This window comes from Streptomyces sp. NPDC060205, from assembly GCF_042728395.1.
Lineage (GTDB): Bacteria > Actinomycetota > Actinomycetes > Streptomycetales > Streptomycetaceae > Streptomyces.
The window spans coordinates 1-23450 of sequence record NZ_JBHWZP010000029.1 but is presented as its reverse complement, the minus strand read 5'-3'; the positions used below and the strand labels follow the sequence as shown (position 1 = coordinate 23450).

At 72.7% G+C, this 23450-nt stretch carries 15 protein-coding genes; 6 read left to right on the top strand and 9 right to left on the bottom strand.

The window, feature by feature from the left end:
• Positions 1-42: 42 nt before the first annotated feature.
• The gene (locus tag ACFWGJ_RS07740) at positions 43-1059 is read left to right on the top strand and encodes an NAD(P)-dependent oxidoreductase (RefSeq protein WP_387321675.1); all 1017 of its coding nucleotides are present in this window, start codon (positions 43-45) and stop codon (positions 1057-1059) included.
• A gap of 45 nt (positions 1060-1104) precedes the next feature.
• Positions 1105-1752 (top strand): HAD-IA family hydrolase, encoded by a 648-nt coding sequence (locus ACFWGJ_RS07735; RefSeq protein ID WP_387321674.1) that lies wholly within the window; start codon positions 1105-1107, stop codon positions 1750-1752.
• 18 nt (positions 1753-1770) lie between these two features.
• Here ACFWGJ_RS07735 and ACFWGJ_RS07730 read toward each other — a convergent pair whose 3' ends face one another.
• Positions 1771-2595 carry a phytanoyl-CoA dioxygenase family protein gene (locus ACFWGJ_RS07730; RefSeq protein ID WP_387321673.1) on the bottom strand — a complete coding sequence of 275 codons (825 nt, stop codon included), beginning with the start codon at positions 2593-2595 and terminating at the stop codon, positions 1771-1773.
• A gap of 64 nt (positions 2596-2659) precedes the next feature.
• On the opposite strand from ACFWGJ_RS07730, the gene ACFWGJ_RS07725 reads away from it, so the two are divergent.
• Entirely contained in the window at positions 2660-3601 is a 942-nt protein-coding gene (locus ACFWGJ_RS07725) for a helix-turn-helix domain-containing protein (protein ID WP_387321672.1), read from the top strand.
• 21 nt (positions 3602-3622) lie between these two features.
• On the opposite strand, the gene ACFWGJ_RS07720 is transcribed toward ACFWGJ_RS07725, so the two are convergent.
• Entirely contained in the window at positions 3623-5425 is a 1803-nt protein-coding gene (locus tag ACFWGJ_RS07720; protein WP_387321671.1) for a glycoside hydrolase family 9 protein, read from the bottom strand.
• 245 nt (positions 5426-5670) lie between these two features.
• Positions 5671-6945 carry an SLC13 family permease gene (locus ACFWGJ_RS07715; protein WP_387321696.1) on the bottom strand — a complete coding sequence of 425 codons (1275 nt, stop codon included), beginning with the start codon at positions 6943-6945 and terminating at the stop codon, positions 5671-5673.
• 361 nt (positions 6946-7306) lie between these two features.
• Here ACFWGJ_RS07715 and ACFWGJ_RS07710 point away from each other — a divergent pair, with 361 nt between their 5' ends.
• A complete protein-coding gene (locus tag ACFWGJ_RS07710) occupies positions 7307-10336 on the top strand; it encodes a ricin-type beta-trefoil lectin domain protein (RefSeq protein WP_387321669.1) in 3030 nt (1009 codons plus the stop codon).
• A 27-nt stretch (positions 10337-10363) separates the two neighbouring features.
• Here the strand turns inward: ACFWGJ_RS07710 and ACFWGJ_RS07705 are convergent, their stop codons facing one another.
• The 3 genes from ACFWGJ_RS07705 to sigJ form a co-directional block, all read right to left on the bottom strand.
• Positions 10364-12787: a SpoIIE family protein phosphatase gene (locus tag ACFWGJ_RS07705; protein ID WP_387321668.1), complete on the bottom strand. Its 2424-nt coding sequence runs from the start codon at positions 12785-12787 to the stop codon at positions 10364-10366.
• A gap of 315 nt (positions 12788-13102) precedes the next feature.
• On the bottom strand, positions 13103-14785 hold the full coding sequence (locus ACFWGJ_RS07700; protein WP_387321667.1) for a cytochrome bc complex cytochrome b subunit: 1683 nt from the start codon (positions 14783-14785) through the stop codon (positions 13103-13105).
• On the bottom strand, positions 14782-15795 hold the full coding sequence (gene sigJ / locus ACFWGJ_RS07695; RefSeq protein ID WP_387321665.1) for an RNA polymerase sigma factor SigJ: 1014 nt from the start codon (positions 15793-15795) through the stop codon (positions 14782-14784). The genes ACFWGJ_RS07700 and sigJ overlap by 4 nt, the downstream gene beginning before the upstream one ends.
• A 755-nt stretch (positions 15796-16550) precedes the next feature.
• Here sigJ and ACFWGJ_RS07690 point away from each other — a divergent pair.
• The gene (locus ACFWGJ_RS07690; protein WP_387321664.1) at positions 16551-18287 is read left to right on the top strand and encodes an RICIN domain-containing protein; all 1737 of its coding nucleotides are present in this window, start codon (positions 16551-16553) and stop codon (positions 18285-18287) included.
• Positions 18288-18326: 39 nt separating this feature from the next.
• Here the strand turns inward: ACFWGJ_RS07690 and ACFWGJ_RS07685 are convergent, their stop codons facing one another.
• The 3 genes from ACFWGJ_RS07685 to ACFWGJ_RS07675 all read right to left on the bottom strand — a co-directional run bounded on the left by ACFWGJ_RS07685 (position 18327) and on the right by ACFWGJ_RS07675 (position 22364).
• On the bottom strand, positions 18327-19496 hold the full coding sequence (locus ACFWGJ_RS07685; protein ID WP_387321663.1) for a lactate 2-monooxygenase: 1170 nt from the start codon (positions 19494-19496) through the stop codon (positions 18327-18329).
• Between the two features lie 117 nt (positions 19497-19613).
• Positions 19614-20615, bottom strand: coding sequence for a hypothetical protein (locus ACFWGJ_RS07680; RefSeq protein ID WP_387321662.1), 1002 nt, complete (start codon positions 20613-20615; stop codon positions 19614-19616).
• 114 nt (positions 20616-20729) lie between these two features.
• Positions 20730-22364 carry a purine-cytosine permease family protein gene (locus tag ACFWGJ_RS07675; RefSeq protein ID WP_387321661.1) on the bottom strand — a complete coding sequence of 545 codons (1635 nt, stop codon included), beginning with the start codon at positions 22362-22364 and terminating at the stop codon, positions 20730-20732.
• Positions 22365-22889: 525 nt separating this feature from the next.
• On the opposite strand from ACFWGJ_RS07675, the gene ACFWGJ_RS07670 reads away from it, so the two are divergent.
• The gene (locus tag ACFWGJ_RS07670; RefSeq protein WP_387321659.1) at positions 22890-23318 is read left to right on the top strand and encodes a protease inhibitor; all 429 of its coding nucleotides are present in this window, start codon (positions 22890-22892) and stop codon (positions 23316-23318) included.
• Positions 23319-23450 lie beyond the last annotated feature (132 nt).

Below are 23450 nucleotides of genomic sequence, written 5' to 3'. Positions count from 1 at the left end.
CGTACGGCAGGCCAGGAGACCGTGACGGATGCAAGGAGAGCCGTGAGCACCCCGCACAAGCCGCTCGTGATCCTGCGCCCCGACCCGCACCCCACAGAACGCATCTTCAGGCCCGACACGCTGGCCCGGCTCCACGACCGCTTCACCGTCGTCGAGCCCGACAGCGAGGAGGCCTTCGACCGGGCACTGCCGGACGCCTTCGCCGTCGTCGGCCAGCCCGACCTGCCCGCCGAACGCCTGGCCCGCGCGGGCGAGTTGAGAGCCCTGCTCAACATCGAGGGCAACTTCTTCCCGAACGTCGACTACGACGGGTGCTTCCGTCGCGGCGTGCACGTCCTTGGCTGCGGGCCCGCCTACGCCCAGGCCGTCGCCGAGTACGCCCTCGGGCTCGCCCTCGACCTGGCCCGCGGCATCAGCCGCGAGGACCGCGCCTTCCGCGCCGGCCGGGAGCGGTACGTGTCCGAGAGCACCGCCGACTCCGTACTGCTGCGCGGCGCCGACATCGGCCTCATCGGCTTCGGGAACCTCGGCCGCAGCCTCCACCCGCTCCTCACGCCCTTCCGGCCGACCCTGCGCGTGTACGACCCCTGGCTGCCGCCCGCCGTCCTGCGCGAGCAGGGCCTGGTGCCGGCCACGCTCGACGAGACACTGGCCCGCAGCACCTTCGTCTTCGTGCTCGCCACCGTCACCGACGACAGCCGCCATCTGCTCGGCGGACGCGAACTGGCACTGCTGCCCGACGGAGCCCGGCTCGTCCTCGTCAGCCGCGCGCCCGTCGTGGACTTCCCCGCACTGCTCGCCCGGGTCGCCGAGGGCCGCCTCCTCGCCGGGATCGACGTCTGGCCCGACGAACCCGTCGCGGCCGACGACCCCGCCCGCTCCCTGGAGGGCCTGGTCCTCTCCGCCCACCGCGCGGGCGGCATCCCGGACGCCTTCCTGACCATCGGGGACATGGTCGTCGACGATCTGACCCTGCTGGCCCAGGGACTGCCGCCCGCCCGGATGCAGGCCGCCGCCCGTGAACTCGTCGGCCGCTACCGCAACCGCCCCGTCGTCTGAAAGGCCCGGACCCCGGACATGAAGATCCCGGACACGATCCCGGACATGAGGATTCCCTGTGACGGCCTCCTCTTCGACAACGACGGCGTGCTCGTCGACTCCGACCTCGGCGTCGACCAGGCGTGGAGCCGCTGGGCCCGGGCCCGCGGGCTCTCCGCCGAGAAGGTCACGGCGATGGTGCACGGACGGCGCTCCGCCGACACCGTCGCCCTCCTGGTGGCCGACCCGGGGGAGCGGCCTGCCGCCCTCGCCGAGATCGACCGCCTGGAGATCGAGGCGGCCGCCACCACGACCGCGCTGCCCGGCGCCCTCGACCTCCTGACGAGCCTGCCGCGGGGCAGCTGGGCCGTGGTGACCTCCGGGGTCACCGCGCTGGCCCGCGCCCGCCTCGCCGCCGCGGGCCTTCCCCTGCCGCCCGTGCTCATCACGGCGGACGACGTCACGAACGGCAAGCCCGCCCCCGACGGCTACCTCGCGGCGGCGGCACGCCTGGGGGTGGACCCGGCGCGGACCGTCGTCCTGGAGGACGCCGTCGCGGGTGCCAAGGCGGGGGAGACGGCAGGTGCGTACGTCATCGGGGTCGGGCCGCGCGGCCTGGACACCGGCGCCCAGGTCGTCGTACGCGATCTGCGCGGGCTGACCTGGCACGACGGTGTACTCGACCTGGGCGCCGCGGACCTGCTGCGCTCCTGACCCGGCGGGCCCTGCGGTTCAGTGCGGTCCCGCCGGGGCGAACTCGGTGCCGCACGGGCCCGCGCCCTCGCTCTCCAGCAGGGGGACGGGATCTCCGCCCATGGTCAGGGTGGGGTAGTGGCGGCCGATGCGTTCCGTGGAGCGGCCCACGTAGTGGCCGATGAACGAGCGGCGGAAGCGGTCCGTGCTGCGGTTGGGCGGGGAACCGTGCACCAGGCTGCCGTTGAAGAAGAGGACGTCCCCGGGCGCCATGTCCACCGGTACGGCGGACAGACCGGGCGGCGGTGGCACGTACTCGCGGGCGAACGACAACCCCTCGTCGGCCTCCTCGGGGCAGAACAGGTCCATGCGGTGGGTGCCCGGGACGACCTCCAGACCGCCGTTCCCGCGGTCGATCGCATCGCAGGCGATCCAGGCGGCCACGCAGGTGCCCGGCTCGGTCCGCAGATAGAAGTTGTCCTGGTGCAGGGCCTGTCCACGGGCGCCCGGCGGCTTGAAGTAGAACATGCTCTGGGCCGCCAACACCTCTTCTCCCAGCAGGAGTTCGAGCACTACGCGCAGCCGGGGTTCGAGGAGGAAGCGCCGGGCCAGGTCGTTGATGCGGTGCGGCTGCATGACCCGGGGGTAGACATCCAGCGGGTCGGCGGCCGAGGCGGCCCCGGTGGCTCCGATCGCGCGCGGCTGGAAGTGCCCCGGGACCGGTCCGGCCGCGTGCAGCGCGGTGAACCCGTCGCACAGGGCCTCGATCTCCGCCGGGGCGAACAGCCCGCGCGCCACCGCGAAGCCGTCCTCCTCGAAGCCGCCCAGGAGGCCCCTGTCCGTGACTGTCGTACGACCGCTCATGCGACGACCCTTTCCCTCCGGTGTCCTGTATGCCTCACGCTAGGGACAAGCGCTTTCCGGGAGGATGCCTGTGCGTGCTGACGACTTGCCCGAGGCTGCCGCGCCGTCCCCGCCGCCGGGCCTGGTGACCGTCGGCCGCTTCGACGAGCGCCCCGGCTACAGCGTCGACCGGCCGGGCGGCGCGGACAGCTGGCTCTTCACCTGGACCACGGACGGCGCGGGACGGCTGGCCCAGGGGGTGACCGAGACGCGGTCGGGCACGGGCGACCTGGTCGTCCTCGGTCCCGGCGTGCCCCACCGGTACGCGGTCGCGCCGGGTGCCCGGCGGTGGACGTTCTGGTGGGTTCACTGCCAGGCCCGCCCGGCCTGGACGGACCGGCTGCGGCGTCATCTGCTCGGTGACCGGCTGTACGCCGTCACGCCGGTACCGGCCGCCGTGCGGGACCGGCTGGAGCAGGCGTTCCGCCGGATGCTCGCCGACGCGCGGTGGACGGGGGAGGGCGCCCCGCCGGCCATGGAGCCCGGGGAGCCCGGGGGACCGGTCGAGCCCGGGGGCGGCCGGGTCGCCGTCGCCCACGGCACCGCCGCCCGCGAACTCGCCCTCTGCTCCCTGGAGTCGATCGTCCTGCTCACGACCGCCACCGCGACCGCGACGCCGGGCGGGGAGACGGACCGTCCCGGCGTCGACGCGCGGATCCGGCGGGCCGAGGCCCGCATGGCCGCCGACCCGGGAGCGCCGCACACCGTCGACACCCTGGCCGCCGGGGTGTCGCTCTCGCCCTCCCGCTTCGCTCACCTCTTCACCCAGCAGCTCGGCCAGTCACCGATGCGGGCGCTCCTCGCCGCCCGGCTGCTGCACGCGGCCCGGCTCCTTGAGGCGACCGACCTGCCGGTGGAACGGGTCGCGGTGGCCGCCGGCTTCACCAGCCCGTTCCACTTCAGCCGGGTCTTCCGACAGCGCTACGGAGCCCCGCCCGGCGCGTACCGTGCGGGACTCCGGCACTGACGGCGTGCCCCGTCCGCGGCTCTAGCCGTGGCGGCGTTCGGAGGCGAAGGCCGCCAGCCACGCCAGCGGGGCGTTCCAGTTGATCGTCACCTCGTTGGTGGAGTACGAGCCGATGTCGTCGATGTAGCAGGCGGCGGGGGCGCATCCGGCGAGATGCTCCTGTGCCACCGGGTCCTGCAGACCGCTGTTGGGGCCGCCCGCGAGGGAGCCGGCGGGCGGGTTCGGCAGCGAGGCGTCGTACTGGTGCGCCCAGAACCTGTGGTGCTGGTTCTTGGCGTACGTGTCGCCGTAGCCGGTGACGTAGGAGAGATCCAGGGCGTTACGGCCCAGCAGGTAGTCCAGCGACTCCAGCACCCCTGCCCGGTACCGCTGTCGGCCGGTCAGCTCGTAGGCGGTGGCCACGACGATCGCGTTGTTGGTGACCTGGCTGTTGGAGCCCCAGACGTATCCGTTCGCGGGGATGGGCACCGCGTAGCCCTGTCCGGCCATGGTGGTGAGGTGTCCGTCGGCGGCGGCGGTCACGGACGCCCGTACGCGCCGGATGTCGGAGGCGGGCAGCCCGTTCGGCACGGTCGCCAGGGTCAGCCGGCCCAGCGCCGCGGTGTCGGCCCAGTTGAAGCCGGTCGCCGTGAGCGCGTCCGCCGAGGTGTGCCAGGGCGAGGAGGTGACCGCGTCCCGGTAGGCACGTTCACCGGTCGCCGCGTACAGCTCGGCCGCCGCCCAGTAGAAGTCGTCGGTGACCTGGGTGTCGTTGTAGGGGCCGCCGCCGGTGCTGTCCGAATCGGGCGCGTACAGCGCGGGGTTGGCCTTCGCCGCGGTCCACGCCGTGCGTGCCACGCCCAGGCACCGCTTCGCGTACGCGGAGTCGTACGGCCTGAACACCCGCGCGCACTGGGCGGCCGTCGCGGCGAGGTTGAGCGTGGCCGCGGTGGACGGGCGGTGCAACTCGCGGGGCTGGGGGTCCTGGTCGGGCCGTGTCGGTATGCCCGTCCAGGCCGCGTCGTGGATCTTGTGGAAGGCCATCCCCGCGTAGGGCCTGGCTTCGGGGACCTGCATCCGCATGAGGAAGTCGAGCTCCCAGCGGGCCTCGTCGAGGATGTCCGGGACACCGTTGCCGCGTTCGGGGATCCGCAGGGTCGAGTCGCCGAGCGCGGACGCGGTGCCCGCCCGCTCGGCCCGTGCGAAGGAGTCGACGAGCGTCCAGACGGAGATCCCGCCGTTGACGACGTACTTGCCGTGGTCGCCCGCGTCGTACCAGCCGCCCCGTACGTCCTGGGTGTAGTCGCACACCCCCGCCTGGCACGGGACGTTCGTGTCGCCCTGGTTGGGCGCGACCCCGAGATGCCCGGCGGGCCGTGCGTACGCGGGGCCCACCAGGGAGGCCTCGATCGGTGTGCCGCTGCGCTGGTGGTAGAAGAAGGCCAGGGACTCGGTGCGCAGGGTGTCATAGAGGTTCGCGCGGATGTCGAAGGGCGCGCTGCTCCAGCCGTCGACCACGAGGACGAAGCCCGTGCCCGTCTTGCGGAACGCGGAGAAGTCCGCCGTGTGGGTCGTCTCGCCCGAGGCCGCTTCCGTGCCGTGCACGACGGTGCGGCCCGAGGCGGCGGTGGCGCCCGACGCGCTGCGCAACTGCCAGTTCAGCGGCTCGGAGGCCGCGGTGACGACCGTGGCGCGCTTGGGGCCGTCCGGCAGGTAGCCCGCCTGGTTGACCCTCACGGGCGTGGTGGCCGCGGCGGGGTCGACTGCGGACTGCGCTCCGGCCGCGCCGGGCGCGAGGGCGAGCCCGCCGGTCAGCAGGACGGCTGTCAGCAGCGCGGCGGTCATACGTCTCCCGGCGCCCTCGGCTCTTGCGGTACGAGGATGCGTGGGACGGCGGCGGTGCACGTGCGGGAACATGGGCATGGAGCGTCTCCCGGTGCCTGGAATGGGGTCCATGGATGGCGTCCGGCGTGGACGACGAAGGGGTGGGAGCGCTCCCAAAACGGGAGCATTGCATGGCCATGTCACAGCGTCAATGCCCTTCGCGCGACCTCGCCCGTACGCGTGACGCCGGTCCCGAACGTACGAACTCAGGCCCCGAACACCCGCAGGGAGAGCCAGAGCGCCAGCACGGCCGGGATCAGCGTGGCGGGCACGGTGAGCAGGCCGAGGCGGGTGAACTCGCCGAGGTTCACGCTGTGATCGTGCTGGTGGACGATCCGCCGCCACAGCAGGGTCGCCAGCGAACCGGCGTAGGTGAGGTTCGGGCCGATGTTCACCCCGAGCAGGACGGCGAGGATCGGGCCGGGGCCCGCCGCCGCTGCCAGGGGCAGCAGGACCAGGACCGCGGGCAGGTTGTTGATGAGGTTCGCCAGTACGGCGGCGAGGACCGCGATGCCGAGCAGCGCGAGCAGGCTCGACGAGTCCGGGACCAGATGACCGAGCGCGTCCGAGAGGCCGTTGTCCACCACGGCGCGCACCACGATGCCCAGGGCCAGGACGAAGGCGAGGAAGGGCAGCGAGGTGGCCCGTACGACGGCGAGCGGGGTGGTGCGCCCGTGGGCCAGCGCCCGGACGGCCAGGACGAGGGCTCCCGCGAGGGCCGCCCAGGCCGGCTCGATCCCCACCGCGGACGTCACGACGAAGCCCGCGAGGGTGCAGGCGACCGTGACCAGCGCGAAGACGGGCATGTCGACGGGCTCGGCCCCGGCCGCCTCCGGTGAGTCCCCGTCCACGTCGCTCGGCTCGGCCAGTTCGGCGGCGAAGAAGCGCCGGAAGACCAGGTACTCGGCGGCGATCGCGACCAACCACGCGGGACCCATCAGCAGGGCGAACCGGGTGAAGCTGAGCCCGCTGGCCGTGAACGCGAGCAGGTTGGTGAGGTTGGAGACGGGCAGCAGCAGCGACGCGGTGTTCGACAGATGGGCGCACGCGTACACCTGGGGCCCCGGGCGGGCGCCGAGGCGGGCCACGGTCGCGAACACCACGGGGGTGAGCAGGACGACCGTGGCGTCCAGGCTCAGTACGGCCGTGATCACCGACGCGAGCAGGAAGTTGGCCGCCAGCAGGCGTTGTGGCCGGCCCTTCGAGGTGCGGGCCAGCCAGGCGCCGCAGGCCCGGAAGAGGCCCTCGTCGTCGCAGAGCTTGGCGAGCACGAGCACCGCGGCGAGAAAGCCCACGACCGGGCCGAGTAGTTCGGCCTCGGCGCGCGCGTGGTCGAGGGAGATGGCGCCGGTGGCCATCACCAGTCCGGCGGCCGGGACGGCCACGGTGGCCTCCGGCAGACCGAACGGCCGGATCACGGCACCGGCCAGTACCGCCACGAGCAGCAGAGCGGAAAGAGCGGTCGCGAGTGTCGAGCTCAGGGTTCGTCCTTGGAAAGTGATGGTCGGTTTCGGTCGTCCGGTCGTTCGGTGCAATCGAATCAGACGACGGGGCACCTAGGCGGATGGGGGTGCGAGTGTCGCCGCCCCGTCCTTCTGCTCGCTCTCGGGTCGCGTATTCCAACGAAATAGCGGTGTCCGTGCTTCTTTCGAATTGCATTGCCCCGGCTCGCTGTTGACACTTTGTCTCTGACAAAGGGCGTACGGGTGAAGGGGATTGAGAACCGTCTCTTGTTACCTGAGGGTTCACTGTGTCAAAGTGCAGCTTGTCGGCGTGCAGACAACGCTTTCCGTACCCGTTGGTATGGACTAATTCCGCTTGGGGCTCTGGAGGAAATAGCACGTGAGCGACGCGACCCCGGTGCATTCCCCCACGGCCGGCAGCCTGTTCGATACGACCGACGAACGGCTCGCGGCAGAGCTGAAGAAGGGGCCGGGCAAGACGCCCGCCCGCTATCCCGCGGGAGAACTGCTGGGCCGCCACTGGGTGCCCGTCTTCTCGTACGCGCGTCTGTGTACGAACGATGCGCAGCACGCCGGAATGCTCGCCACCGCCGCTTTCACCCGGCTTTTCGGAGAATCCGTTCGACAGGTCGGACCCAGAGCGGCATGGCGTCCGGAGTTGCTCGTCACCGTGCGCCGAATAGCGGGCGAATGGGACGCGGACAAACGCCGGGGGATGCTGAGTCCGCGGTTGCGCTCCGCTCAGGGCGGCGGCGGTTCTGCCGCGGATCGGCTGCTTCCGCCGACTGACCGGCGGCTGGTGTCCCTGGCGTTCCAGCGGCTGCCGGAGGCGGCGCGCTGCCTGCTGTGGCACGCGGAGGTCGAGGCCGAGGAACCGGCCGTGCCGGCTCGGCTGCTCGGCCTGTCCGTCCCGGACGCCTCCCGGGCGCTGGAACGCGCACGGGAACTGCTGCGCCAGTACTGCCTCGAAGCGCATCGCGAACTCGCTCCCGACGACGAGTGCCGCCGCTACAGCCGCCTCCTGGACGTCTCGCTCCGCCGGGGCGGCAACAGCGTCGACCCTGACCTGCGACAGCACATGACGGCCTGCGGACACTGCCCGTACTCGGCCGAGCAACTCGACCAGTCGGGAGACCGGCTGCCCGTGCTGCTGGCCGAAGGGGTACTGGGCTGGGCGGCCCACCCCTACCTCGCCTCCCGGCCCGGCCGCCGCCCCGGAGGCGAGGAGACGACGGCGGGCCCGGTCGTCTCCACGACACCGGGCACGGGCCCGGACGCCGGACGCCATCCGGGGGTGGACTTCTTCGCGACCGGGGGTCCGTACCCGGGAGCCGACGAGGCGACTTCCGACGCCGGCCCTGACGGGGGCGGCGCCGCGGCCTCGAAACCGGGCGAGGCGGCGGCCGAGAGCGCGGGCGCCGGCGCCGGCTCCGGGCACGGCCACGGCTCCGTCTCCGGCTTCGGGCACGGCCCCGGCTTCGGGCACGGCCACAGCCCTGTCTCCGGCTCCGGGCCCGGCCATGACCTCGGCTCCGGCACTGGGCAGGGCCGAGGTTCCTTTCCTGCCCGCGGGCAGGAAGTGGGCTCCTACCGCGGGCCCGGCCCGCAGGCCGGTGCCGGGCGTGGCCCGGGTGGCGAGCCTGGTCCGGCTCCCGGCTCCACCCCCGGCCGTGTCTCCGCCTCCGGACCCGGCTTGGGCAGAGGTCTCGGTCCCCGCCCGGGGGTGGGGTCCTACCGCGGGCCCGGCCCGCAGGCTGGCACCGGGCGTGGCCCGGGCGGTGAGCCTGGCTCGGCCTCCGGTGAGGGTTCGGCCGCTGGCCTTGGAGGAGGTCCCGGGCTCAGCCCGGGGGCGGGTCCCTACCGTGGGTCCGGGCCGCAGGCTGGCACCGGGCGAGGTCCGGGTGGTGAGCGTGGCTCGGCCTCCGGTCAGGGTGCGGCCGTTGGCCTTGGACGAGGTCCTGGGCTCAGCCCGGGCTCGTTCCCCGGCCCCGGGCAGGGGCAAGGGCGAGGTCCCGGGCTCAACCCGGGGGCGGGTCCCTACCGTGGGTCCGGGCCGCAGGCCGGTGCCGGGCGTGGCCCGGGTGGTGAGCTCGGCTCGCCCTCCGGCCCGAGTTCGAGCCCGGGCTCGTCCCCCGACCTCGGGCAGGACCAAGGGCGAGGTCCCGGGCCCCGCCCGCAGACGGGGCCATACCGCGGGTCCGGCCCGCGGGCCGGTGCCGGGCGTGGCCTGGGTGGCGAGGCCCGTTCGACCCCCGGCGTCGATGCCGGTGTCGGGCTCGGCGGTGGGTCCCAGGGTGGGTCCGGGGCCGAGGGCCGGGCCGGGGCCGAAGGCGGGTCCGGGCTTGTCGACGGGCTGGACGTGGATCCTGATGATGTCTGGGGAGCGAGTCCCCGGCAGGGGGGCGGCGGCCGGGCCGCGGGGACGAGGGCCGTTCCGGGGTTCGGTGGGGTGTACAGCGGTGTCGGGGCGGGCCGGGGCCGGCGGCTTGGGCCCCGGCATGCTCTGCGGCTCTCGTCGCGCGCGGGTGAAGGCGTCCCGCGGCGGCGCCGGGATCTCGCCCTGGCCGTGCTCGTCGTCAGCGGATGCGTCCTCGTACCGCTGGTCCTGTGGTGGGCCGGCGACGGGGACGAACCCGCCCGTTCCCCGGGCGCCGGGACGACGGCCGAGGAGCCGGTCGACGTGCCGACCAGGATCGGCGCCGGCGACACCGGACCCGGCGCACTCGGCGGACGCCTGCGCAACCAGGGCAGCGGCGACTGCGCCGGTGTCGCCGACGGCAAGGTCGGTGTGGGCGCGGAGGTCGTCCTCGCCACCTGTACCGCCTCGGAGCGCCAGCAGTGGTCGTACGAGAGCGACGGGCTGCTGCGGAGCCTGGCGGACCGGGACCTGTGCCTCGACTCCCGGCTCCCCTCCCCGGTCCGTCTGGGGCCGTGCGAGGGGGAGAAGGACCGGGCGGGCGTCCGCTACGACTTCACGGCGGACGGAAATCTGGTCCCCCTGGGGCAGCCGGCGCTCGCGCTGGCCCCCGGCTCGGGGGAGGAGGAGACGGGGCTGGTCCTCAGGGCCCGCGGCGGCGGCCCCGCCCAGCGCTGGGAGATCGACACCTCCGTGGACTCGGTCCAGATGGAGTGGATCACCTCGTACACGGACGGGGAGACGGCGAAACCGGCACCCGCACCGACCGTAGACCCGAGGCCGAGTCACACCGCGTCACCGGCCCCCGAGCCGAAGCCCACGCCGTCCGAGGCGACCCCGGCCCCGCGGCCCACGACGTCCGCTTCCGGCTGGACCTGTTACGGCTACTCCTGCTGGTACGACGACGGATCCGGCGGCCACGGAGGAGGAGGCGGATACGGCGGTGGTTACGGAGGCGGCGGCTACGGGGGCGGCTACGGCGGCGGGCACTGACCCGGCGGCGTAGCGGTCCGCACCGTCTCAACCGGCCTCGGCGTCCTCGCCGAACACCAGCTCCGCCCAGATCGTCTTGCCCTCGGTGGTGTGGCGGCTGCCCCACCGCTGAGTGAGCTGGGCGACCAGGAGCAGCCCGCGGCCACCCTCGTCGAACGTCTTGGCGCGGCGCAGATGCGGCGCGGTGTGGCTGGAGTCGGAGACCTCCACGATCAGGGTCGCAGCGCTGTGGATGAGCCGCAGCCGGATCGGGCGTTCGCCGTACCGGATCGCGTTGGTGACGAGTTCGCTGACCACCAGCTCGGTCGTGAACGCCGCCTCGCTCACGCCCCAGGTCTCCAGTTGCCCGACGACCTGCTTGCGGATCGGGCCGACGAGCGCGGGATCGGCCGGCACCTCCCAGGTCGCCACCTGGGAGGACGGCAGGCCCTTCGTCCGGGCGAGCAGCAGGGCCACGTCGTCCGAGGCGCCGGTGGGCGGCAGCAGCGACTGCAGGATGTCGTGGCAGGTCTCGTCGAGGGAGCCCGAGGCCCGCGCGAGCGCCCGGGACAGCAGCGCACGGCTCTCGTCGAGGTCACGCTCGCGGCTCTCGGTGAGACCGTCGGTGTAAAGGGCGAGGACGGTGCCCTCGGCGAGCCGCAGCTCGGTCGACTCGAACGGCAGCCCGCCCACACCCAGCGGCGGCCCCGGCGGTACGTCGATCTCCTGGGGCGGCCCGCCGGGCGGGCGCATCACCGGCGGCGGATGACCGGCACTGGCGAGCGTGCAGCACCGGGTGACCGGGTCGTAGACGGCGTACAGGCAGGTGGCGCCGACCTCGCCGGTGGTGCCCTCGCTGCCCGCCTCCGCGGAGAGCCGTACGACCAGGTCGTCGAGGTGGGTGAGCAGTTCGTCGGGCGCCAGGTCGATGTCGGCGAGGGTGCGTACGGCGGTCCGCAGCCGGCCCATGGTGGCGGACGCCTGCAGTCCGTTGCCGACGACGTCTCCGACGACCATGGCGACCCGCATCCCCGACAGCGGGATCACGTCGAACCAGTCGCCGCCCACCCCCGCCCGCGCCGCGGGAAGATAGCGTGAGGCCGCCTCGACGGCGGCCGTGCGCGGCAGCGACCGGGGGAGCAGGCTGCGCTGCAGCGCGATCGCGGTCTCGCGTTCGCGGGAGAACCGGCGGGCGTTGTCGATGCAGACGGCCGCCCGGGCCGTGACCTCCTCGGCCAGCAGTACGTCGTCGGCGGTGAACGGGTCGGGCCGCCGGAACCGGGTGAAGACCGCGACGCCCAGGGTCGCGCCGCGGGCCCGGACGGGCACGGACATCGTCGAGTGGATGCCGTGCTCCCTGACCCGGTCGGCGCGTACCGGGTCCCAGGCGAGCCATTCCGAGAGCGTGGTCGCGGCGTCGGCGGCCACGATGGGCCGGCCTGCTACCAGGGAGTCGGCCTGCGGCGAGCCGGCCGGATAGGTGTCGACCTCGCCCAGCTTGACCACCGACTCCGGGTTGCCGGGATGCACCGACCGGTGGGCGGCGCGGCGCAGACTGACGGGCGCGAAGACCGGTCCGATGTACGGTTCGCCGCCGCGGTCGGGAGGATCCACCAGGTCGACGCTGACGAAGTCGGCGAGTGCGGGCACGCACACGTCGGCCAGCTCCTGCGCCGTACGGGTGACGTCGAGGGTGGAGCCGATACGGACGCTCGCCTCGTTCACCAGCTGCAGCCGTTCCCGGGCGAGGTACTGCTCGGTGAAGTCGTGGGCGGACAGGCAGATGCCGCGCACCCGGCCCTCGGCGTCGGTCAGCGGAGCCATCCGCGCCAGCCAGGCCTGGGCGCGGCCCTCGGGAGCGGTGCCCAGATACGTCTGCACGTCCTCACGTCTACCGGTGCGGAGCACCCGGAGCATGTGCCCCTCCAGCTCCTCGTTCTGGGGCCGGCCGCCGATCTCCGGGATCCGCAGACCACGGATGTGCTCCTCCGGCAGGCCCATCGACTCGGCCATCACGGCGTTGACCCTGCGCAGCCGGAGCCGCTCGTCGAAGATCGCGGTCGCACAGGGCGACTCGTCCAGGAAGGTCGAGGTGAGGGAGTCGTCCTGGGCCGCCAGGGCGCCGTTCTCCAGCGGTGTCACGACGAGCCAGTCGCTGCGCTCGCCCAGTTCGGGGCGCCGCCGGTGTGCGAGCAGCCAGACACGCAGGGTGTGCCCGTCCTCGTGGCGCAGGGCGAGCGTGCCGATCCAGCGGTGGTCGGCCGCCGGACGCCGCAGATCGCCGGCGTCGGGTGCCAGCAGCTTCGCGGCGGGCCGGCCCACGACGTCGGCGGGTGCATGCCCGAGCAGACGCCGGGCGCCCTCGTTCCATTCGACGACGACGCCGTCGGCGTCGATGACGGCTCTCGCCGTGGAGGTCTCGTCGAACGGATAGCCCGGGCCGTCGCCCGATGTCTCGCTGTGGCTCCTCACATCGCCGCCACTCCATTGCGCACGCACTCACGGTGAACAGGTGCATCACTTGTGTTCCAGGGTAGTGCGTCCGGCCCCTTGTCACCCGGTACGGCGGTTCCCGGCCCCGCGCACCGGCCTGCGTACCGGACCCCGGCCGCCGGCGGGGAGTTTCGGGCCCATGCGCCGGGATGGACAGAGCGCGCTTACCCGAGCTTTAACGGGCACATGTGTCGCACTGTCAGAACCCGTTCCTATACGGGTAGTTGGGAGCGAGTAGTGGTGAGCAGGGTCTCCACTGCTCGCTGAGGGCGGTGGCCCGGGGCGCTCCGCGGATCAGCCGCCTGGAGGTCCCGTCTCGCTGGCCTCCCGCTCGCCGGCCCTTTCCGCGCCGTGCCCCTGGGCCGCCCGGTGCTCCTCGGCCGTCGGCTTCGCCACCTGGGTGTCCTCGCCGTACAGCGCACGGGAGAGCCGGGTCCGCAGACCGAGCGCCCGCCCGTTCGGACGCGGCACGCCGTTCGCGTCCTTCGCCGGGCCGGGGCCGAGCGGCCGGGGCTGCTCGTGCCGGGTCAGGGTGTGCAGTTCGGCGGGGGACAGGGGCCGGTGCAGTTCGACGTACTCGCCGTGCGGGAGCCGTTTGATCACGCCGGTCTCGCGGCCGTGCAACACCAGCTCCCGGTCCCGGCGTTGGAGGCCGAGACAGATGCGCCGGGTCGCGAGGAAGACGAGCACCGGGACGGTGAACACGGCGATCCGCACGGCCCAGGTGACCGTGTTGATGGACAGATGCAGACGGGTGGCCACGATGTCGTTGCCGCCGCCCGCGAGCAGGATCAGATAGAGGCTGATCCACGCGGCGCCGACGGACGTACGGACGGGCCGGTTGCGCGGCCGGTCCAGGAGGTGGTGTTCCCGCTTGTCGCCGGTGACCCAGGATTCCAGGAACGGGTAGGCGCCGATGAAGACCAGCAGGAGAGGGAAGACGACGATCGGGATCAGCACGCCCAGGACCAGCGTGTGTCCGGCCACGGTGATCTCCCACCCCGGCATGATGCGTACCAGCCCCTCGGCGAAGCCCAGGTACCAGTCCGGCTGCGCCCCCGTGGACACCTGGTCGGCGCGGTAGGGGCCGTACGACCAGACCGGGTTGATCGACGCGACCGCCGAGATGAGGGCGATCACCCCGAACACCAGGAAGAAGAAGCCGCCCGCCTTGGCCAGGTAGACCGGCATGAACGGCGAGCCCACGACGTTCCGTTCGGTCTTTCCCGGGCCCGGGAACTGGGTGTGCTTGTGGTACACGACGAGGATCAGGTGGGCGACCACCAGGGCCGCCATGATCCCCGGGATCACCAGGATGTGCAGCGAGTAGAAGCGCGCGATGATGTCGTGGCCGGGGTACTCGCCGCCGAACAGGAAGAACGACAGATACGTGCCCACGATCGGCACCGACAGGACGGCGCCGTCCACGAACCGCATCCCGGTGCCGGACAGCAGATCGTCGGGGAGCGAGTAGCCGAACAGCCCCTCGAAGAGGCCGAGGAGCAGCAGCGTCCAGCCGAACAGCCAGTTGACCTCACGGGGCCTGCGGAACGAGCCCGTGAAGAAGTGCCGCATCATGTGCATGAGCATCCCGGCGATGAAGATCAGCGCCGCCCAGTGATGGATCTGCCGGATCAGCAGACCGCCCCGCACGTCGAAGCTGATGTCCAGCGTGGACGCGTACGCCTCCGACATCCGGATGCCGTTCAGCGGGACATAACTGCCGTTGTAGGTCACCTCGTTCATCGACGGGTGGAAGAACAGCGTCAGGTAGACGCCGGTCAGGATCAGGATGACGAAGCTGTAGAGGCAGATCTCCCCGAGCAGGAACGACCAGTGGTCCGGGAACACCTTGCGCAGATACTTCCTGCCGAGGGTGTGGGTGCCGAGGCGGCCGTCGAACCAGTCCGCGACACGCTGGCCCGAGGACGCGGCCGGTCCTGACGACCCGGCCGTCGGCCGCTCGGTGGCGGTCACGCGTCCGCCCTCTTCCCGGCGGTCCCGGCGGTCTCTGCGTTCTCTGCGGTCCCGGCGGTCTCTGCGGTCTCCGCGGGCTCCACGTGGGTGAGCTTGTCGGGGTTGGTGACGACGTAGACGCCGGACACCCGGTCGCCGTCCGGGGTGAGGTCCAGGACGATCACCGCGTAGGGGGCGGTGCCCGCGAACAGCACCGCGGCGTCGTCGCCGTTGACCCGCCGGTAGCGCAGGTCCAGGTGCTGCCCCGTGCCCCGCGAGGCACTGGCGGTGAGGAGGCGGATGGCCTTGTCCCGGCCGTGCACCGGCCGCAGCCCCGCCGGCCGCCGCTTGCCGCCGCCGTCGGTCCACACCGTCACGTCCGGCGCGAGGATCTCCATCAGCGCGCCGATGTCCCCGCCGAGCGTGGCCTCGACGAACCGCTCGGTCGCCTCCCTGCGCACCCGTGGATGCGCCTCGTACAGCGGGCGGCGGGCGTGGACGTGCCCGCGGGCGCGGTGCGCGAGCTGGCGCACCGCCGCGGGGCTGCGGTCGATGATCTCCGCGATCTCGGTGTGGGCGTACCCGAACACCTCGTTCAGGACGAACACCGCCCGCTCCAGCGGGGTCAGCGACTCCAGGACGACGAGCATCGCCATGGACACGGACTCGGTGCGCAGGGTGCGTTCGGCCGCGTCCGCCGGTGGCTCCTCACCGGCCGCTGTCACCAGCGGCTCGGGCAGCCACGGACCCACGTACGTCTCACGCCGCCGGCTGACCGCGGCCCGGCGGGTCAGCGCGTGGTTCACCGCGACGCGCACCAGATACGCGCGCGGGTTCTCGATGTGCCGCCCCGGCGACCGTTCGCGGCTGCCGGACCAGGACAGCCAGGTGTCCTGGAGTACGTCCTCGGTGTCGGCGACACCGCCGAGCAGGTTGTAGACGATCGCGAACAGCAGCTCGCGGTGATCCAGGAACTGCCGTGTCGCCGACGTCAGTTGCTCATCGGTCAGAGGTGCCGGACTGTCGGACATGCCTGTGCCTCCCGTAGCGCGCTCACTACTGCGAGGGCTTCGGGGGGCCGGGATGTGACAGGTCACGAGGGAATGTGACACAGGTCTCACGGATGCGCGGCGCCGGGCGCCATCGTGAGGAGGGGCGCGGGCCGACCCGCCCTCGGGGCCGCCGACCGAGGGCGGGAGATCGGGGTCGACGGCCCGTTTCGCGCGGGAGAGCCGCCGTCCCGCGCGGGGCCTTCCGAGAAGGGCCGGGTACCAGTGGACTCCCGGTCCCCGCACGCCGGGAGCGTGCGCGGGCCTCCGGCGCGGGTACACGCTTCACACGGGGTGCTCGGCGGCCGGTGTCCGGCCGAACCGTTCCGCCCGTCATGAGTTGACCGCCAGGGACCGCACGATGCGGAGAAGGACCGCACGAGTTGCTGGAAGGTGCCGGACGAGTTGCCGAGAAGGACCGCGCGACTTGACCGGGATGGACACTGACTTTCCTTCAAAGGGCGGATGTTGCCGAAGTGGCTCACGCGCCTTGTTGGGCGTGAGCGACATGTGCAAGGGTGAACTTCCTCGCACATGGCCCATGGCCAGGTCTGATTCACCGTTCGGGATTTCATCGTGCCGCCGGGCCCGAAAGGCTCACGGCCGGCGGATGCCGATCGGGAGACGTCCCGGCCGCTTTCCGTGCGCCGCGCCCGAAAGGTACGCACCAATAGGAGCTCCTTTTCGGCGGTCAGAACTCCTGTGTGCCACCTTGTGCCGTGGAAGGAAACCGCTCAGTGCACACCCCCCACCCGCCCCGTCCGCCGTATCCGCCCGTCTCCGGTGCCGCCCCCGGGGAATCCGACGAGAGCCTCGCCGCCCTCCTGCGGGCACAGCCGGAAGGCGAACTGGCGCACCCCGTCGCGCTCCTGCTCGCACGGCACTGGACGTCGGCACACGACTACGCGGTCATCTGCCTCGCCTCCTCGGCGGACGCCGCCTCGATGGTCACCGCCGCCGCCTTCCAGCAGGTGACGGACCGCCTCCGGCGCGCCGGGTCCGCCGCCGCCCTGCGCCCCCAGCTCCTGGTGGCCGTACGGGACATCGTGACGGTGTGGTCCGCGGAGGACCGGATATCCGAGGAACTTCCGGATCTCCGCAAACCGGCCGGCGGGCGCGGTATGCGCGTCACGAAGTCCATGACGCCGGAAAACCGCAAGCTCGCGGAACGTTCTTTCCAGGCTCTCCCGGGACTCGCCCAGTGCGTGCTCTGGCACACCGAGGTCGAGGCCGAGCACATATCCGTACCGGCCGGTCTGCTGGGCATGGATGTCGACAACGCGTCGGCGGCACTTGAGCAGGCCCGCGAGAAATTCCGCGAAGGCTGTGTACGGGCCCATCGCGAACTCGCGCCGAACAAGGAATGCCGCCACTACAACCGCCTCCTGGACGTTCCGATTCGGCGTGGCGGCGCCTTGCTCCCCGATGTGCAGCAACATCTGCTGGCGTGCCGTTTCTGCCGTTACGCGGCCGAGCAACTGAGCCATTTCGAGGGCGGTCTCGGCGGACTGCTCGCCGAAGGCGTCCTCGGCTGGGGCGCCCGCCGATATCTGGAATCGCGGCCGAGCGGCGGCCGTCCGGCGGTCCGGACCGTCCGGCACCCCGGCAGACGCGCCGGCGGCGGCGTCCGTCCCCGCCCGCTGTCCCGGCGCTCCGCCCGGCAGGGACGGCACTCCTCCCCGGGCCCGCGGTACTCGAAGGCGATCCTCACCGGAGCCGGTCTGGTCTCGGTGGCCCTGCTCGCGACCGTCCTGGTCACGAACCTGTGGTCACAGGACGACGACGGCGCCGACCCGTCGGCCACCGCCGGGGCGTCCGCCGGTCTCACCCCCGGTGGGCAGGCACCGCCCGCCCGGTCGTCCGCCCCGCCCGACTCGGCCGGCCTGCCCACCGGGCCCGTCCGGACCCGGCTGCGCAACCTCGCCGCCGACCTCTGCCTCGACATCAAGGGCGGAAGGGCGAAAGCCGGCGCGGGCGCCGAACTGGACTCGTGCTCTGCCGTAGCGACACAGAAGTGGTCGTACGAGAAGGACGGCCTGCTGCGCAGCGCGGCCGACCCCGGGCTGTGCCTGGACTCGCATGTGGACGCCGGCGTGGTCGTCCTGGGCAGCTGCGCCGCGGCGTCCGCCAAGAGGGGTGACGACGTGCGCTACGACCTCACCGTGCGGGGCGAGTTGCTGCCCCGCTGGCAGGCGCAACTGGCCGTCGCTCCCGCCGCGGACGAGACCGGGGCGGAGGTGGTGGTGAAGATCCGTGACCGCGGCGACGACCAGCGCTGGCTCACCGACGACACCGCGGCGACGCCCGAGTCGCTGTCGATAGCGGGCACGGACGCGCCGTCCGGCGGGCCGACCCCCGCCCGGTCCGCCGCGGACACACGGATCGGCTCGAAGGCAGGCGCCGGAGCCGGCCCGCCTCCCGCCGAACAGCTGCCCCTCCTGCTCGCGAGGTCGGTCACCGCCCTCGGCCTGTGACCTTCGGCGCGGCGGACGCCCTCGCGGCCACGGCCACGGTCAGGCGGTCTCCTCCGCCAGGTCGTCGGTGCCGAGGTCACCCGGTCCGGCGTGTCCCGACAGGGCGAGCGTGAGGTCGAGTTCGGCCAGCAGACAGCGGATGACGTGCTCGACACCGGCCTGGCCGTCGAGACCGAGCCCGTAGGCGTACGGCCGCCCCACGAGCACGGCCTCGGCGCCCAGCGCCAGTGCCTTGAAGATGTCGTCGCCCGTGCGGACGCCGCTGTCGAAGAGGACGGTCAGCCGGTCCCCGGCGGCCTCGGCCACCCCGGGCAGCGCGTCGGCGGCGGCGACGGCACCGGCCACCTGGCGGCCACCGTGGTTGGAGACGACCACGCCGTCCATCCCGGCGTCGACGGCCCGCCGGGCGTCGTCGGGGTGCAGGACGCCCTTCAGGACGATGGGCCCGTCCCAGTTCTCCCGCAGGAACTCCAGGTCGGGCCAGGTCTTCGCGGGATCCGCGAACATCCCGACGAAGTGCATGACGGCCGCGTTCGGGTCCTCGTGCACGGGCTTGGCCAGCCCGGCCCGGAACGCCGCGTCGGAGAAGTAGTTGGCGGTGCCCACGCCGTGCAGGAACGGCAGGTACGCCTGGTCCAGGTCGCGGGGCCGCCACGCCAGCAGAGGCGTGTCCAGCGTGACGAACAGCGCGGTGAACCCGCAGGCCTTCGCCCGGTCCAGGAAACTCCGCGTGACCTCGCGGTCCTTCGCCCAGTACAGCTGGAACCAGCGTTCCCCGTCGCCCATCGCCTCCGCGACCTGCTCCATCGGCGTACTGGAGGCGGACGACAGGATGAACGGAACCCCCTGTGCGGCGGCGGCCCGGGCCGCGGCGCACTCGGCGTCCGGATGCATGATCGACAGCACGCCGACCGGCGCGAGCGCGAGCGGCGCGGGCAGCGGCCGGCCCAGCACCTCGACGGACAGGTCGCGTTCGTGGACGTCCCGCAGCATGCGCGGCACGATCCGGCGGCGCTCCAGCGCGGCCCGGTTGGCCCGTGCCGTACTGCCGTTGCCCGCGCTGCCCGCCACATAGCCCACCGGGCCGGGCCCCAGCCGCTGTTCGGTCAGCTCCTCCAGCCGGGTCAGATCGGTGGGCAGCCGGGGCACCGCTCCCGTCAGCCCGTTCAGATAGATCTCGTACTGGAAGTCCGCCCAGTGCTTCGTCATCCGTACGCACCGCCTCTCGCCCTGTGTCCCGTGGCCGGGCCCGTGCCGCTCCTGCCCACGGCCCCGCGACGATCCTGACGAGCGGGACAAGATCCGTCCAGTACGGGGACGGCACGCTCAGACCGGGAACGACACCCGCACGGACACCAGGCGGCCCGCCGGGTCCAGGTCCGCCGAGACGGGGAACCAGCCGTCGCCCTGGCCGGTCATCGCGCACAGCACCTGTGCGCCGCCGACCCGTACGGTGCCGGACTCCAGCGGGGAGGCGCGGACCGCCCGCATGATCTGCCAGTGGTGGGAGTGCGGGCGGAAGTCCACCATCAGGCGCCTTCGCGGATCCGCGTCCTTCCAGTCGAAGAGCGCGGTGGCCAGCCGCATCGCGTCCGGCAGCGGCAGACCCGTCCAGCCCCTCACGCCCTCCTCACCGGGCTCGCCCAGGCCGGGGGCCGCGAACTCGGCGGCGGCGTCGTCCTCGGCGGCGCCCCAGAACGCGACGTCGGCCAGCCCGTCGACCGGTTCGTCGTGCCGCCAGGCGCTCAGCGCGTCGGCGTCGCCGAAGAGCAGCCGGGCCCAGTCGACGCGGATCTCCCCCAGTTCCACCGACTTGACGGCGGGGGAGGGGTCGACGAGGACCGCGATGCCGCCGTCCGTCGCGAGGACCGGCAGCGGGCGGTTCCTGGGTACTCCGCCGAGGGCCACGACCGGCACGCCGTTCATCAGGAAGCAGCCTCCGCCGCGCTGCACGCACCGGCGGACCCGCTCCCGGTGCGGCACCCGTTCGGCGCGGGCTTCGAGCGCGGCGTCGAGACCCTGCTCCCGGCAGTGCGCGTCGAAGAGACCGACCAGATGAGCCGCCCCGGACGCCGGGATGTCGTGGAGCGTCCGGCCGGGCTGCCGGTCGAAGGAGTGGGCCGCGCTGTCGGCGTCGGGGCCGGTGATCAGGAAGTCGGTCGCCGCGCGCACATCGGCGGCGACCGCCGGATCCGCGATGCCGAACGCTCCCGGGTCCACCAGCGCCGGCGAGCCCTCTCCGCTCCACATGCCGAGATGACCGCCGTCGACGACCACCAGCTCACCGGACGGACAGGTGATCTCGCCCAGTCCGTAGATCTCTCCCATGGCGGGGCAGTCTACGAAGACCGCGTTCCCGGGCAGCCCCCCTGCGGCGGGAGCTGTCCGGATTTCGCTGTCGGGGGCCGGCGGGGCCGCGCGGGGCGAGGGCCCGGGGGACAGTCAGCCGTCCGTGGTCATCGGGCCGCGGTTCGCCCCGGCGCCGGCGCCGTGCACGGCGCCGGCTTCGGCCTCGGTTCCCGTGCCCGGACCGGTGATCGGCGGTACCGGCACGTCCACGGTACGGACCAGCCGCGCGCCGTTCGGCCCGTACGCCGCCCTCGGCTCGGGGAAGAACCACAGCAGGCCCAGGAACAGGACCGCCGCGACGGCCAGGGAGATCGGCAGTCCGATGTCGACCCCGCCGGCCAGATCGCCGAGCGGTCCCACGAACTGGCCGGGGATGTTCGTGAAGAGGACACCGAGCAGCGCGGAGACCCACCAGGCGGTCATGCCGCGCCAGTTCCAGCCGTGCGTGAACCAGTAACGGCCGCCGCGCTGGCGCCGGTTGAAGACCTGCAGCGCGTCGGGGTCGTACCAGCCGCGACGGGTGAGGAAGCCCAGCATCATCACGACCATCCACGGGGTCGTACAGGTGATGATCATCGTCGCGAACGTCGAGATGCTCTGGACGAGGTCGAAGCCGAAGCGGCCCACGAAGATGAACGCGATGGACAGCACACCCACCAGCACCGTCGCCTGCACCCGTGACAGCCGCGGGAACACGGAGGAGAAGTCGAGCCCGGTGCCGTACAGCGCGGTCGTGCCCGTCGCCATGCCGCCGATCAGCGCGAGCAGGCACACCGGCAGGAAGAACCAGCTCGGCGAGATGGCCAGCAGCCCGCCGACGAAGTTCGGGGCCGCCGGATCGACGTACTCCGGGGCCTTGGTCGCGATGATGCTCGCCGTCGCGAGACCGAAGACGAAGGGCAGCAGCGTCGCGATCTGCGACAGGAACGCGGCCCCGACCACCCGGCGGCGCGGGGTGCTCGCCGGGATGTAGCGCGACCAGTCGCCGAGGAACGCGCCGAAGGACACCGGGTTCGACAGCACGATCAGCGCCGAGCCGATGAACGACGGCCAGAACAGATCCTGGGTCGCCGCGTCCGCCGACGCCGTGAAGACGCCCGCGTACGACGGGTCGAAGTCCCCGGCGAAGGCCGCCAGGCCGAGCAGGAACAGCACGGTCGCCGAGGCCACCGCGACCTTGTTGACGAACAGCATGAAACGGAAGCCGTACACGCACACCGCGAGCACCAGCACGGCGAACAGCGCGTACGCGACGACGTACGACAGGTCGCCGCGCTCCAGGCCGAAGAGCCGGTGCGCGCCGCCGACCAGGGCGTCCCCGGAGCTCCACACCGAGATCGAGAAGAACGCGACCGCCGTGAGCAGGGACAGGAACGAGCCGACGACCCGGCCGTGCACGCCGAGATGGGCGGAGGAGGAGACGGCGTTGTTCGTGCCGTTGACCGGCCCGAAGACCGCCATCGGGCACAGGATCAGCGCGCCCGCGAGCACTCCGAGGAGGGTCGCCGCGAGTCCCTGCCAGAAGGAGAGCCCGAAGAGGATGGGGAAGGCGCCGAGGACGCAGGTGGAGAAGGTGTTGGCCCCGCCGAAGGCGAGCCGGAAGAGATCGAGCGGGCTCGCGCTGCGGTCCGCGTCGGGGATCCGCTCGACACCGTACGGCTCGACCTCGGTGAGCGACGGCGGCGGCGTGACGGCGGAGGCCGGGGCGAGCGGGGAGTTCTGGGACAAGGAGGGGCTCCAGCGAAGGACCGGCCCTGGCGGGCTGGGCGGGGGAGCGCGTGGTGACGCGGCTGACGGGACGGCGTGTCGTCGCGCGGGGGTGGGCGCGGCGCGGGGAAGCCGTCCCCTGGTGCGGTGGTCTGCCGAAGCTATGGGGCGGACCGAGGGCCGCACCAGTGGATGGACCATCCATCTTTGCGCTCCGGGATAGATGAATCATCTCCATCTCCGTACCCCTCCCGCTGGGGATGCGGCGGCGCGGCAGGCCTGCGCCCAGCCTGAAGCGGAATGTTTCAGGCCTATTGCTGAGCAGGGGATATTTGGCCAGCGGGCCTCCGCGGTGACGTGGCGCCCGCTCAGTTCCAAGGGGGCCGTGTTCGATTTCCGTCACTTCGCGCCACTGATTCAATACGCAAGGTTACTGAAACGCGTGGGGTCGACGTGTGTTTCCGCCGCGGAATCGGCAGACTCGCGCTCGCCGCACCGGCAACACCGAGCCGGTGCGGCGTTCGACCGAGCGGAAGGATGCACACAATGCCGAACACCGCGCGCTGGGCAGCGACGATCACCCTGACGGCCACCGCCGTATGCGGTCCCCTGGCCGGGACCGCCCTCGCCGCCTCATCGCCGACCGCGCTCTACGCCCCCTCGTCCCTGGTGTTCACCACGGGCCACGGGGAGATCGCGGCCGAAGCCACACCTGAACGCGCGGTCACCCTGAACTGTGCGCCGACGGCCTCGGGGACCCACCCGGCCGCCGTCTCCGCCTGCGCCGAACTGCGCGCGGTGGGCGGCGACTTCGACGCGCTGGCAGCCAGATCCGACGTCCTGTGCACCCGTGAGTACGACCCCGTGGTCGTCACGGTCGACGGTGTCTGGCAGGGCAAGCGGGTCTCCTACGAGCGCACCTTCCCCAACGAGTGCGTGAAGGAGTCCTACGGGACGACCGTCTTCACGTACTGACAGGGCCGAGGTCGCGTGGTCCTCCGGGTGCGTCGGCGGAGGCCCGCGTAAGCGGATGGGGAGTGCGAGCCCCCGTCGCGGAGTACCGCGTGACCTCTCCACAGGGGCCGGCGGAGAGACGGAGTGGGGCCG